General features: G+C 66.3%; 14 protein-coding genes. All 14 read right to left on the bottom strand.

Annotated features, from left to right (window positions below):
• Positions 1-9: 9 nt before the first annotated feature.
• Positions 10-243, bottom strand: a complete 234-nt coding sequence (gene secG, locus MTX34_RS11910) for a preprotein translocase subunit SecG (RefSeq protein ID WP_032398009.1) — start codon at positions 241-243, stop codon at positions 10-12.
• A gap of 119 nt (positions 244-362) precedes the next feature.
• A complete protein-coding gene (gene tpiA / locus MTX34_RS11905; protein ID WP_243609576.1) occupies positions 363-1148 on the bottom strand; it encodes a triose-phosphate isomerase in 786 nt (261 codons plus the stop codon).
• Between the two features lie 3 nt (positions 1149-1151).
• On the bottom strand, positions 1152-2363 hold the full coding sequence (gene pgk, locus MTX34_RS11900; RefSeq protein ID WP_243593111.1) for a phosphoglycerate kinase: 1212 nt from the start codon (positions 2361-2363) through the stop codon (positions 1152-1154).
• A gap of 5 nt (positions 2364-2368) precedes the next feature.
• Positions 2369-3388: a type I glyceraldehyde-3-phosphate dehydrogenase gene (gene gap / locus MTX34_RS11895; protein ID WP_032365753.1), complete on the bottom strand. Its 1020-nt coding sequence runs from the start codon at positions 3386-3388 to the stop codon at positions 2369-2371.
• A gap of 120 nt (positions 3389-3508) precedes the next feature.
• Complete coding sequence (gene whiA, locus MTX34_RS11890) at positions 3509-4492, bottom strand: DNA-binding protein WhiA (protein WP_032398005.1); 984 nt, start codon at positions 4490-4492, stop codon at positions 3509-3511.
• Positions 4483-5508: a uridine diphosphate-N-acetylglucosamine-binding protein YvcK gene (yvcK, locus tag MTX34_RS11885; RefSeq protein ID WP_243593112.1), complete on the bottom strand. Its 1026-nt coding sequence runs from the start codon at positions 5506-5508 to the stop codon at positions 4483-4485. Before yvcK ends, whiA begins: the two co-directional genes overlap by 10 nt.
• The gene (gene rapZ / locus MTX34_RS11880; protein WP_243593593.1) at positions 5505-6371 is read right to left on the bottom strand and encodes an RNase adapter RapZ; all 867 of its coding nucleotides are present in this window, start codon (positions 6369-6371) and stop codon (positions 5505-5507) included. The genes yvcK and rapZ overlap by 4 nt, the downstream gene beginning before the upstream one ends.
• An 83-nt stretch (positions 6372-6454) precedes the next feature.
• Positions 6455-8542: an excinuclease ABC subunit UvrC gene (gene uvrC, locus MTX34_RS11875; protein WP_243609575.1), complete on the bottom strand. Its 2088-nt coding sequence runs from the start codon at positions 8540-8542 to the stop codon at positions 6455-6457.
• Between the two features lie 71 nt (positions 8543-8613).
• Entirely contained in the window at positions 8614-9072 is a 459-nt protein-coding gene (locus MTX34_RS11870; RefSeq protein WP_243593594.1) for a PH domain-containing protein, read from the bottom strand.
• A gap of 29 nt (positions 9073-9101) precedes the next feature.
• A complete protein-coding gene (ribH, locus tag MTX34_RS11865) occupies positions 9102-9599 on the bottom strand; it encodes a 6,7-dimethyl-8-ribityllumazine synthase (protein ID WP_243609574.1) in 498 nt (165 codons plus the stop codon).
• Positions 9596-10849 (bottom strand): bifunctional 3,4-dihydroxy-2-butanone-4-phosphate synthase/GTP cyclohydrolase II, encoded by a 1254-nt coding sequence (locus MTX34_RS11860; RefSeq protein ID WP_243593115.1) that lies wholly within the window; start codon positions 10847-10849, stop codon positions 9596-9598. The genes ribH and MTX34_RS11860 overlap by 4 nt, the downstream gene beginning before the upstream one ends.
• Before the next feature lie 86 nt (positions 10850-10935).
• Complete coding sequence (locus MTX34_RS11855; protein ID WP_243609573.1) at positions 10936-11547, bottom strand: riboflavin synthase; 612 nt, start codon at positions 11545-11547, stop codon at positions 10936-10938.
• Positions 11548-12579 (bottom strand): bifunctional diaminohydroxyphosphoribosylaminopyrimidine deaminase/5-amino-6-(5-phosphoribosylamino)uracil reductase RibD, encoded by a 1032-nt coding sequence (gene ribD, locus MTX34_RS11850; protein ID WP_374639429.1) that lies wholly within the window; start codon positions 12577-12579, stop codon positions 11548-11550. It lies immediately after the preceding gene.
• Positions 12579-13253: a ribulose-phosphate 3-epimerase gene (gene rpe / locus MTX34_RS11845; protein WP_243593118.1), complete on the bottom strand. Its 675-nt coding sequence runs from the start codon at positions 13251-13253 to the stop codon at positions 12579-12581. Before rpe ends, ribD begins: the two co-directional genes overlap by 1 nt.
• Between the last annotated feature and the right edge of the window lie 12 nt (positions 13254-13265).

Here is a 13265-nt window from a genome sequence, read left to right as displayed (position 1 = left end):
CGAGGTGGATCAGGTGTACTTGATCTCCAGACCGATACCGAGGATGGCGATCAGCCAGATGATGCCGGTGAAGACGGTGAGGCGATCGAGATTCTTCTCCACGACCGTGGAACCGGAGAGGCTGGACTGCACTCCGCCACCGAACAGGCTGGACAATCCGCCACCCTTGCCGCGATGCAGCAGGATCAGCAAGATCAGTGCCAGGCTGGTGATGACCAGCAGAATATCCAGAAACAGATCCATGTCCACCTCAAACTCGATTCGATGCCTTCAGCAGCCTACCTGGCCCCGCGAACGGCTTCGGACACCCCGCCGAAGCGAGGTGTCCGAAACCAGGTCTGTCCAGCGGTGCCGATGACCGATCAGGGCAAGGGGCCGCCTGCGGCGATGGCCGACAACGTGGCGAACTCGTCTGCCTTGAGCGAAGCGCCACCGACCAGTGCGCCGTCGACGTCGGGCTGACCGACGATCTCGCCGACGTTCTTCGCATTCACCGAACCGCCGTACAGCACGCGCACTCCGGCGGCGACCTCGTCCGAGGACAGCGCCTTCAGTTCCTCGCGGATGGCCCCGCACACTTCCTGAGCGTCCGACGCCGACGCGACCCGGCCGGTGCCGATCGCCCACACCGGCTCGTAGGCGATGACGATCTTGGAGATATCGTCGGCCGACAGTCCGCTGAGCGAACCACGCAGCTGGGCAACGTTGTAGGCCACGTGCTCGCCGGCCTCCCGGATGTTCAGACCCTCGCCGATGCACACGATCGGAGTGAGGCCGTTCTTCAGGGCCGCCTTCGTCTTGGCGAGCACGACGGCGTCGTCCTCGCTGTGCAGCGTGCGTCGTTCGGAGTGCCCGACGACGACGAAGGTGCACCCCAGCTTGGCCAGCATCGATCCGCTGATCTCGCCGGTGAAAGCACCCTTGTCCTCGGAAGAGACGTCCTGTGCACCGTAGGTGAGGAGGAGTTTGTCGCCCTCGACCAGAGTCTGCACGCTGCGGATGTCGGTGAACGGCGGGATCACCGTCACGTCGACCTTGTCGAAGTACTTCTCGGGCAACGAGAAGGCGATCTTCTGCACCAGCGAGATGGCCTCGAGGTGATTGAGGTTCATCTTCCAGTTGCCCGCGATGAGCGGCTTACGTGCCATGCGTTACGCCTCCAGGACGGATAGGCCGGGGAGTTGCTTGCCTTCGAGGTATTCGAGGGATGCACCACCGCCGGTGGAGATGTGCGAGAAGCCGTCGTCGGGCAGTCCGAGGGTGCGCACGGCAGCCGCGGAATCGCCGCCGCCGACAACGCTGAACGCGCCCTTCTCGGTGGCTCCGATGATCGCTTCGGCAATGCCCTTGGTTCCGGCCGCGAACTTGTCGAACTCGAACACTCCGGCCGGTCCGTTCCAGAAGACGGTCTTGGCATTCGAGAGGACGACGGCGAAACGACTGACCGAGTCCGGCCCTATGTCCAGGCCCATCCAGCCGTCCGGAATCTCGGACGCCTTGACGGTCTTCGCCTCGGCGTCCGCTGCGAACTTGTCCCCGACGACGATGTCGACGGGCAGGTGGATCACGTCGCCGAAACGCTCGAGCAGGTCCTTGCAGACCCCGATCTGGTCCTCCTGCAACAGCGAGTTGCCGACCGAATATCCCTGCGCAGCAAGGAAAGTGAACGCCATTCCGCCGCCGATGACGAGGGTGTCGACCTTGGGGGCCAACGCCTCGATGACGCCGAGCTTGTCCGAGACCTTGGAGCCGCCGAGCACCACCGCGTACGGACGTGCAGCGTCCTCGGTGAGCTTGGCCAGCACCTCGACCTCGGCAGCGACGAGGGTGCCCGCGTAGTGGGGCAGCAACTGCGCCACGTCGTAGACCGACGCCTGCTTGCGGTGCACGACGCCGAATCCGTCGGAGACGAACGCCGCGTCGTCGCCCGCCAACGCAACGAGCTCACGTGCCAGAGCAGCTCGCTCGGACTCGTCCTTGCTGGTCTCACGGGGATCGAAGCGAATGTTCTCGAGCAGCAGCACGTCGCCGTCGGTCAGACCCTCGGCGCGAGCCTCGGCATCCTGGCCCACCACGTCGCCCGCGAGCTGAACATGGCGTCCGAGCAGCTCCCCGAGCTTCGCTGCCACCGGAGCCAGGCTGTACTTCGCGTCGGGCTTGCCATCGGGACGACCGAGATGCGCGGTGACGATGACCTTGGCACCGGCCTCGACCAGGGCCCGAAGAGTCGGGATCGACGCCTGGATACGGCCGGGATCGGTGATCGTGCCGTCCTCGAGCGGGACGTTGAAGTCCGATCGCACGAGGACGCCACGGCCTTCGACACCGGCATCGAGCAGATCCTGCAGTGTCTTGACAGCCATCGGTGTCAGAGGGACTTGCCGACGAGACCGATGAGGTCGGCGAGGCGGTTGGAGTAGCCCCACTCGTTGTCGTACCAGGAGACGATCTTGACCTGGTCGTCGATGACCTTCGTCAGCGGCGCGTCGAAGATCGACGAGTGCGGGTCGGTGACGATGTCCGAGGACACGATCGGGTCGGTGTTGTACTTCAGAATGCCCTTGAGGGGACCCTCGGCAGCTGCCTTCATCGCGGCGTTGATGTCGTCGGCGCTGGCCTTCTTCTTCAACAGTGCGGTGAGGTCGGTGACCGAGCCGGTGGGGATCGGTACCCGGAGCGCGTAGCCGTCGAGCTTGCCGAGCAGCTGCGGGAGGACCAGGCCGATGGCCTTGGCCGCGCCGGTGCCGGTGGGCACCACGTTGAGAGCTGCAGCGCGGGCGCGACGCAGATCGCTGTGCGGGCCGTCCTGCAGGTTCTGATCCTGCGTGTACGCATGGATGGTGGTCATGAGACCGGAGACGATGCCGAACTCGTCGTCGAGAACCTTGGCGATGGGGCCGAGGCAGTTGGTGGTGCACGACGCGTTGGAGATGATGTTCTGGCTGCCGTCGTACTTGTCGTCGTTGACGCCCATCACGATGGTGATGTCCTCGCCCTTGGCGGGCGCGGAGATGATGACCTTCTTGGCGCCGGCATCGATGTGGCCCTGAGCCTTCGCAGCGTCGGTGAAGATGCCGGTGGACTCGACGACGACGTCAACGCCCAGGTCACCCCACGGAAGTGCGGACGGGCCCTCGCGCAGCGACAGTGCCTTGATCTTCTGGCCGCCGACGACGATGGTGTCCTCGCCCTCGAGCGAGACGTCGTGCGGCAAGCGGCCCAGGATCGAGTCGTACTTGAGCAGGTGTGCGAGCGATGCGTTGTCGGTCAGGTCGTTGACAGCAACGATTTCGATGTCGGTGGTACCGAGCGCCTTCTGCGCGTCGACAGCCCTGAAGAAGTTACGCCCGATGCGGCCGAAGCCGTTGACGCCTACCCGGATCGTCACTGTTCGCTCCTAAAAGTTGTGAAAACAGATGTCTGATTGTGCCGGCGTGCGGGGTGCCACACGCGGTACCCACCCTAGTGTGCGCGCAGGCAGAGCGCGCGCATCACGTCGTCGGGGCGATCATGCCTCGTCGAGCAGCTCGGCGGTGACCGCGGACTCGGTGTCGGGAATTCCGGTCTCCTTGGCCTTGCGGTCGGCCATGGACAGCAGGCGTCGAATTCGACCTGCCACGGCGTCCTTGGTCATCGGCGGATCGGCCAACTGGCCCAGCTCCTCCAACGACGCCTGCCGATGCTGGACTCGGAGCGAGCCTGCGGCGGCCAGATGATCCGGCACGTCGTCGCCGAGAATGTGCAGGGCCCGCTCGACACGCGCTGCGGCCGCGACTGCCGCCCTGGCCGAGCGACGCAGGTTGGCGTCGTCGAAGTTGGCGAGTCGATTCGCGGTGGCTCTGACTTCGCGTCGCATGCGTCGTTCTTCCCAGATCAGCCGAGTGTCCTGTGCTCCCATTCGGGTGAGCAGGGCTCCGATCGCCTCGCCGTCGCGCACGACCACTCGATCGGTGCCGCGGACTTCACGAGCCTTGGCGGCCACCCCGAGGCGCCGAGCGGCTCCGACCAGCGCGAGTGCTGCCTCCGGTCCGGGGCAGCTGATCTCGAGGGCCGAGGATCGACCCGGTTCGGTGAGCGAACCGTGTGCCAGGAACGCGCCACGCCATGCGGCCTCGGAGTCCCCCACCGTGCCGCCGACGACCTGCGCGGGCAGGCCCCGAACCGGACGACCGCGCAGATCCAACAGGCCGGTCTGCCGGGCCAGCGCCTCGCCGTCCTTGGCCACCCTGACCACGTAGCGCGAGGTCTTGCGGAGCCCGCCTGCACCGAGCATGTGCACGTCGGAGGAGTAGCCGTACAGCTCGAAGATCTCGCGACGCAGTCGTCTCGCGATGGACCCGAGGTCCACCTCGGCCTCGACCACCACCCGGCCCGCCACGATGTGCAGTCCACCGGCGAATCGCAGGAGTGCGGACACCTCGGCCTTGCGGCAACTGACCTGACTGACGGTGAGCCTGCTCAGCTCGTCCTTGACCTCCGCTGTCATGGCCACGAAGTGATCCCCTCTCTGCGCGCGGCGGTCGGTTCGGTGCCGTCGGTGGACGACACGATGGAACCGAGAGCCGCAGCAAGCTTGCCGTAATGATGTGCGTGGGTGCCGTTTTCGGCAACGTCGACGTAGACGACCTCGGCACCGAGCCGGGCTGCTGCCCGCGCTACGTGCTCGCGGTTGCTGCCTTCCGGGACCGAGGCGGAATCGACCAGTACGTAGTCGATTCCCAAATCAGGTGCGTGTTGGGAGAGTACGTGGACATGCCGCTCGGCGGAGAATCCGGTGGTCTCCCCCAGCTCGGGTGCCAGGTTCAGCACGAGTACCTTCGGCGCGCTCGTGCGAGCCAGCGCGGTGAGCTGATCCGGCACCAGTACGTGCGGGATCACGCTCGAAAACCACGATCCCGGTCCGAGCACCACCAGGTCGGCCCTCTCGATGGCCGCGAGTGCATCCGCGGACGCGGGCGGTTCGGGTGGAAGCAGTCGCACGCGGCGAACCTTGCCCGGAGTCGTGGCCACTGCCACCTGACCCCGGATGACGCGGCTCACCCGAGGGTCGTCCTCCAGACCGGAGACGTCCGCCTCGATGTCGAGTGCGATGGGCGACATCGGCAGCACTCGTCCGTCGATTCCGAGCATCCGCACCATCTCGTCCAGTGCAGCGATCGGGTCGCCCAACACCTCGGTGAGGCCGGCGAGGATGAGGTTGCCCACAGAATGTCCGGCCAACGCACCCGTGCCACCGAAGCGGTGCTGCAGCACGTCGGTCCACAACTGCGTTCGGTCGTCTGAGCGCGCCAGTGCGGCCAACGCCATGCGCAGGTCCCCGGGCGGAATGACGCCGAGTTCGGCCCGCAGCCGTCCCGAGGATCCACCGTCGTCGGCGACGGTGACGATGGCAGTGACGTCGTGTGCGAGCAACCGGGCCGCCGAGAGCGTGGCGTACAGCCCGTGACCGCCTCCGAGGGCGACGATCCTGGGGCCGGCCCCCGATGCCGTGGTGTGATCCTGGCTCATTCGCGACCCAGATCCCGATGCAGCACACGCACCGACACATCACCCTGCTCGGCGAGTAACCCGGCCAGTGCCTCGGTCATCGCGACACTTCGATGCTTCCCTCCGGTGCAGCCCACGGCCACCGTCATGTATCTCTTGCCTTCCCGCACGTACCCCTCGATCGTCAGATTCAGCAGGTGCGTGTACGTCTGCAGATAGTCGTGTGCCCCGTCCTGCCCCAGCACGTAGTCGCGAACGTCCGCATCCTGACCGCTGTGTTCGCGCAACTCGGGAACCCAGTGCGGATTGGGCAGAAATCGCACGTCGCAGACCAGGTCGGCGTCCATCGGCAGGCCGTATTTGAACCCGAAGGACTGCACGGTGACGCCGACGCCGGTGGTGTCGGCGTCACCGAACACCGTCTCGATCTTGCGGCGCAGCTGATGCACCGACAGCGATGTGGTGTCCACCGTGAGATCGGCCGCTGCCTTGACCTGGGCGAGCCGCAACCGTTCGGCGGTGATGCCCTCGGTCAGCGTTCCGTCCTGACCGTCGTTCTGTAGTGGATGGCTACGCCGGTTGGACTCGAACCGACGGATCAGCACGGCGTCGGACGCGTCGAGGAAGAGCACGCGATTGCGCACGCCCTTGGAGTCGAGTTCCTTCACCACCCACCCCAGATCACCGGTGAACAGCCGGCTGCGGACGTCCATCACCAGTGCCAGTCGCTCGATTCGGGGCTTCGACTCGAGTCCGAGATCGACCATCTTGGAAATGAGCTCGGGAGGCAGGTTGTCGGCGACGTACCAGCCGAGGTCCTCGAGGATCTTGGCTGCGGTGCGCAGCCCTGCACCGGAAACTCCCGTCACCAACGCGACTTCGATCTCGTCGTGCCCGGCCCCTGCCTCGAAGGGCTGCTCTAGGTTCTCTTCGGACGGTGGATGTCCCTGTGTCTGGTGTTCGCTCACTACGAAGCCTGTCCCGCCGATTCCACACGCGGTGCGATCGCATGTTCCGCCGTGTTCTCGCCCGATGTCGTTGCAGTTGCGCTGCCATCATCGCCTACATCGGCGCCGTCCGTGTCGGAACCAAGGGCGGCCAGCACCGACGTGGCCGTCGTCTCGCCGATTCCCGGAACCTCCATGATCTCCGCAACCGTCGCACGCTTGAGGTTGGCGACCGAACCGAAGTGGGCGACCAGTGCGGTGCGCCGCGACTCGCCGAGTCCGCGAACCGAATCCAGCGCCGACGCCGTCATCCGCCGCGATCGCTTGCTGCGATGGAACGTGATCGCGAAGCGGTGCGCCTCGTCGCGAACTCGTTGCAGGAGATACAACGATTCGCTCGTGCGAGGCAGGATGACCGGATCCTCCTCGCCCGGAACCCACACCTCCTCCAGCCGTTTCGCCAGACCGACCACCGCAACGTCGGTGACACCGAGTTCGTCCAGTACCGCCGCGGCGGCGGCGACCTGAGGAGCACCGCCGTCGACGACGAACAGGTTCGGTGGGTACGCGAATTTGCGCGGTCTTCCGGTCTGTGGATCCAACGCCGCTTCGGGGGCCAGGTCGCCTCCGGACCCGGTCGAACCATCGGCGGAATGTCGCAGGAATCGACGTCGAGTCACCTCGGCGATGCTGGCGACGTCGTCGGAATGCCCGTCACCTGCCGCTTCCTTTATCGCGTAGTGGCGGTAGTCGCTCTTGCGGGGCAACCCGTCCTCGAAGACGACGAGCGAGGCCACCACATCGGTTCCCTGAACGTGGGAGATGTCGATGCATTCGATGCGCAGCGGTGCCGAATCGAGATCGAGCGCTTCCTGAATGCCTTGCAGGGCTGCGGATCTCGACGTGAAATCGCCCGCGCGCTTGAGCTTGTGCTGCTGCAGCGCCTCTTTCGCGTTGCGTTCGACGGTCTCGGCCAACGCTTTCTTGTCGCCGCGCTGGGGAACCCGAAGGGTCACGTTCGACCCTCTCAGTTCACTGAGCCAGATCTGCACCTCGTCGGCGTTGTCCGGCAGGACCGGAACCAACACTTCTCGCGGAACGGCATTCGAGCCACCGTCGTTGCCGCCCGGCACCTGTGCGGACAGGGCAGCCTGCTCGCCGTAGAACTGCGTCAGAAACTGTTCGACCAGAGCGGGGAGATCGGCCTCGTCCTGGCGTTCGATCACCTCTCCTGCCTTCTCCACCACCCAGCCCCGTTGGCCGCGAACCCGGCCGCCTCGGACGTGGAAGACCTGAACGGCAGCTTCCAGGGCATCGGTGGCGAAGGCGACGAGATCGGCGTCGGTGCCGTCACCGAGCACCACCGCCTGCTTCTCCAATGCCCGACGCAGCGCACCGACGTCGTCTCGCAGCCGCGCGGCGGTCTCGAAATCGAGGTCCTCGGATGCCGCCTGCATCTTCTTCTCGAGCTGCCGCACGAGCTTGTCCGTCTTTCCGGCCAAGAAGTCGCAGAAGTCCTCGACGGTGGCGCGATGCTCGTCGGCGCTGACCCGGCCGACGCACGGTGCCGAGCACTTGTCGATGTAACCCAGCAGGCAGGGTCTGCCGATCTGATTGTGCCGCTTGAACACTCCGGTCGAGCACGTGCGCGCGGGGAACACTCGCAGCAGTAGATCCAGCGTCTCGCGGATGGCCCACGCATGCGCGTAGGGACCGAAATAGCGCACACCCTTGCGTCTGGGTCCGCGGTAGACGAACAACCGCGGGTATTCCTCGTTCATCGTCACCGCGAGCATCGGATAGCTCTTGTCGTCGCGGTAGCGGACGTTGAACCGAGGATCGAACTCCTTGATCCAGTTGTACTCGAGCTGCAGCGCCTCGACTTCGGTGGTCACCACAGTCCACTCCACCGATGCTGCGGTGGTGACCATCTGGCGAGTACGCGGATGCAGCGAGGCTATGTCTGCGAAATAGGAATTGAGCCGACTGCGGAGGCTTTTGGCCTTTCCCACGTAGACGACACGGCCGTGCGGATCGCGAAATTTGTACACCCCCGGCTCCACCGGGATGGTTCCGGTGGCCGGGCGGTAGGTAGCGGGGTCGGACACGGCATCCACGTTAGCCGTCGGGTCCGACGTTCTCCGCATCCGCAGCTCAGCCGTGGTGCAGAGGTCCGACGTCAGTCCTGATCGACCGCGATGTCCGGAACGGAGTCAGCGGGTGCGTATCTGCGTTCGAGGGTACGGAACTGTCGTACCGCCGCGACCGCATGGTCACGATCGTTGGACTGGATGGCCATCACGTTGATGAACTCGTCGTCGGGAATGTCGATCCTGGCCCACATCGCTCCGTCCGGGAAAGACAGGCCCCGCACCAGATCCCACTCGATCAGACGCTCCGACAACAGGTTTCGCACCGCAACGCCGGCCGGCCCGACGCGAATGCGCGGGCGCGTCAGCACGAGCGCCAGGCTTCCCAGAAGAAGTCCGAGTCCCGCCATCGCGAGCTGGTCGGCGGTTCTGAAGTACACCCCGGTCGGCGACACTCGCAACAGGACGGCGACGGTCGTGTGCGCCACCACGAGCAGCACCGCTGTCGCGATGGCGTAGCGGGCCGACTTACGCGACTTCACGACCATGTCCCACTCGGCGGACGGTGTGTTGCCGGTCACGTGAACTCCTGATTCGTCCAGGGCTGACGCAGGTGCTTGAGCGTCAGAGCCGTGTCGATCGCGGCAGCCGTGGCTTGCGCGCCCTTGTCCTCGAACGAACCGGGCAACCCCGCTCGATCGAGAGCCTGCTGCTCGTCGTTCGTGGTGAGCACTCCGTTGGTGACCGGGGTGCCCTCGTCCAGCGACACACGCGTAAGTCCGGCCGTCACGGCGTCGCACACATACTCGAAATGCGGTGTGCCCCCGCGAATGACGACGCCGAGAGCGACGACAGCGTCGTGGTTTCGGGCCAGTTCCTGCGCGACGACGGGCAGTTCGATGGCTCCGGCAACACGGATGACCGTGACGTCCTGAATCCCGGCCGACTCGGCCTTGCGGAGCGCACCGTCGAGCAGCGCCTGCGAGATCTTCTGGTGCCACTGACCGGCGACGATCGCCAGCTTGAGATCATTCGCGCCGGCGAGCTGCAGGGTGGGTTCGCCTTCGCCGCTCATGGGTTGACCCCGTTCTCGTACTCCTCGAGCCCGGTGAGGTCGTGGCCCATGCGGTCGCGCTTGGTGCGCAGGTAGGTGAGGTTCTCCGCGTTGGCGCGCAGCGGCATCGGAACTCGCTCGGTGACGTGCAATCCGTAGCCGTCGAGTCCCACTCGCTTGGCGGGGTTGTTCGTCAGCAGCCGCATCGAGGAGACACCGAGATCGACGAGGATCTGGGCTCCGATCCCGTAGTCGCGGGAGTCGGCGGGGAGTCCGAGCTGCAGGTTGGCGTCGACGGTGTCGGAGCCTGCGTCCTGGAGTTGGTACGCCTGCAGCTTGTGCAGCAGACCGATGCCGCGACCTTCGTGACCGCGCATGTAGAGCACGATGCCGCGCTCCTCGGCGGCCACCATTTCCAGGGCCGCGTCCAATTGCGGTCCGCAGTCGCAGCGCAGTGATCCGAACACGTCGCCGGTCAAGCATTCGGAGTGCACTCGAACGAGCACGTCGCTGCCGTCTCCGTCGGGCCCGGCGATGTCGCCGCGGACGAGCGCTACGTGTTCGACCTCGTCGTAGATGCTCTGGTAGCCGACGGCGCGAAACGTGCCGTGGCCGGTGGGGATTCGGGCGTCGGCGACGCGGACCACGTGCTTCTCGTGCTTGCGACGCCAGGCGATGAGGTCGGCGATGGAGATGAGGGCGAGGTCGTGTTCGTCGGCGAAGACACGCAGTTCGTCGGTCTGGGCCATCGCCCCCTCGTCCTTCTGGCTGACGATCTCGCAGATGACGCCTGCGGGCCGCAGGTCGGCCATCCGGGCAAGGTCGACGGCAGCCTCGGTGTGGCCTGGGCGACGCAGCACTCCGCCGTCCTTGGCGCGCAACGGTACGACGTGGCCGGGCCGGGTGAAGTCGTTCGCGCCGGTGTCGGGGTCTGCGAGCAGCCGCATCGTGGCTGCTCGGTCGGAGGCCGAGATACCGGTGCCGATGCCTTCGCGGGCGTCGACGGTGACGGTGTAGGCGGTGCCGTGCTTGTCCTGGTTGGTAGCGAACATAGGCGGCAGGCCGAGCCGGTCGCAGTCCTCGCCGGACAGCGGAACGCACAGGTAACCCGAGGTGTAGCGGACCATGAAGGCGACCAGCTCCGGGGTGGCCTTCTCCGCGGCGAAGATGAGGTCGCCTTCGTTCTCGCGGTCCTCGTCGTCGACGACCACCACTGCTTTGCCCGCAGCGATGTCCGCAACTGCGCGCTCGATACTGTCGAACCTGGTCACCACGGTGTGCTCCATACGTCTCGGGCCTGGCTCAGCGCCCTGTAAATTCTCAGATGCACCATCGATTGCGTGCACGTCAACACTACTTACTGCGCGTCGATACTCTGCAGCCGCTCCACGTACTTGGCGATGACGTCGACTTCGAGGTTGACGGGCGATCCGACCTCGGCCGTGCCGAGAGTGGTCAGGTCGAGGGTCGTCGGGATCAGAGAGATCTCGAACCAGTGCGCTCCCTCGTCGACGCCGAGTCCGGAGACGGTGAGCGAGACTCCGTCGACGGTGATCGAGCCCTTCTCGACCACGTAGCGCGCGACCGAGGTGGGCAGTGCGATGCGCACGACGGTCCAGTTCTCGGACGGGGATCGGCCGATGATGGTCCCGGTGCCGTCCACATGACCCTGCACGAGATGCCCGCCGAGGCGGCTGCCGAGCGCGGCCGCACGCTCGAGGTTGACGCGACTGCCCACGTCGAGGGCACCGAGGCTCGAGCGGTTCAGCGTTTCCTGCATGACGTCGGCGGTGAATCCGCCGTCGGGCAGCACCTCGACCACGGTCAGGCAGACCCCGTTCACCGCGATGGAGTCGCCGTGCCCGGCGTCCGAGGTCACCACCGGACCGCGAACGGTGAACCGCGCGGCGTCGGGCAGTTCGTCCTTGGCGACGATCTCGCCGAGCTCTTCGACAATTCCGGTGAACATCTACTTCGCTCCTTCGGGCACGACGCCGATCAGAATGTCGTTGCCGATCATGGTGACTGTCTCCGTGCGGAACCGAATTGCATCGGCAATTGTTCCGATGCCCGCATTCTCCACCGCCGCGGGTCCGCTGCCCAACACCGCCGGTGCGACGTACGCCACGATCCGGTCCACCAACCCTGCAGCGAGGAATGCCCCGGCCAGCGTCGGACCGCCTTCGATCTGGATGTCGGTGTGCTCGCGCAGCGCCTCGACGACGGCGGCCGGATCGTGTGTGTCGAGAAACACCGTCGGAGCGTCGGACCCACGGATTGCCGCGGTCGACGGTATCGGCCGCGATCCGACGACGACGCGAACCGGCTGATGCGCTGCCAACGTGCCGTCGGGACGTCGCGCGGTCAGTCGCGGGTCGTCGGCCAGCACGGTGCCGGTTCCGACGACGATGGCGTCGAGCTTGGCTCGCTCGGCGTGCACGTGCGCCCGGGCCTGGGGTCCGGTGATCCACTGGCTCGTGCCGTCCGCTGCGGCACTGCGACCGTCGAGAGTGGCGGCGTACTTCCACGTCACGTGCGGTCGCCCGGTGCGTTGCTTGTGCAACCAGGCTCGCAGTGGCCCCTGCCGCACCTCGGTCTCGCCGATCCCCTGTTCGACGCGAATGCCGGCCGCGCGCAGGGTGTCCCCGCCGCCCGAGGCGAGCGGGTTCGGATCGGCGACGGCGTGCACGACCGAGGCGATGCCCGCGTCGATCAACGCTCGGGAGCACGGTCCGGTGCGGCCGGTGTGGTTGCAGGGTTCGAGGGTGACCACCGCGGTGCCGCCGCGAGCGCGGTCCCCGGCCTCGGCCAGGGCGACGATCTCGGCGTGCGGACCGCCGGGCGGACGCGTGGAACCGATGCCGACCACCACGCCGTGTGCATCCAGGATCACCGCACCGACCGCGGGATTGGGACTACTGATGCCTCGGGCGGACTCGGATGCCTCGACGGCGAGGGCCATGGCGTCCGCGATGGACATTGCTGCGCCCCGGCCGTTCATTACGACAGGTGGTGTGATGCGTGGGCGGCTCGGTCGCGGAGGTCGCGCACGGCGGCAGCGGGGTCGGCGGTGTTGTAGACGGCCGAGCCGGCGACGAAGCAGTCGATGCCGGCCTCTGCGGCCTGCTCGATCGTGTCGGAGTTGATGCCGCCGTCGATCTCGACGATCAGTCGAAGATCGCCGGAATCGACCAGTGCCCTCACTGCTTTCGCCTTCGAGAGCACCTCCGGCATGAACGACTGTCCGCCGAAGCCAGGCTCGACGCTCATCACCAGCAGCGTGTCGAAGTCGCGCAGGATCTCGAGGTACGGCTCGATCGGTGTTCCCGGCTTGACCGACAGGCCTGCCTTGGCTCCGGCTGCGCGGATGTCGCGGGCCACGGCGGACGGGTCGTCGGTCGCCTCGGCGTGGAAGGTGACGTTGTACGCGCCTGCTTCGGCGTAGGGCGGGGCCCAGCGCGCCGGATCCTCGATCATCAGGTGGCAGTCGAGGGGGATGTTCGTCGCCTTCAGCAGGCTCTCGACGACCGGCAGCCCCAGGGTGAGGTTGGGAACGAAGTGCGCGTCCATGACGTCGACGTGCAGCCAGTCGGCTCCGGACACGGCGTCGGCTTCGGCAGCCAGACGCGCGAAGTCTGCGGACAGGATCGAGGGGGCAATCATCGGGGAAACCACGATTGACGAGCC

The sequence above is a fragment of the Rhodococcus sp. ARC_M5 genome (assembly GCF_022810405.1).
Classification (GTDB): Bacteria; Actinomycetota; Actinomycetes; order Mycobacteriales; family Mycobacteriaceae; genus Rhodococcoides; species Rhodococcoides navarretei.
The sequence above is the reverse complement of the archived record's forward strand: the minus strand, read 5'-3'. Positions and strand labels throughout refer to the sequence as shown.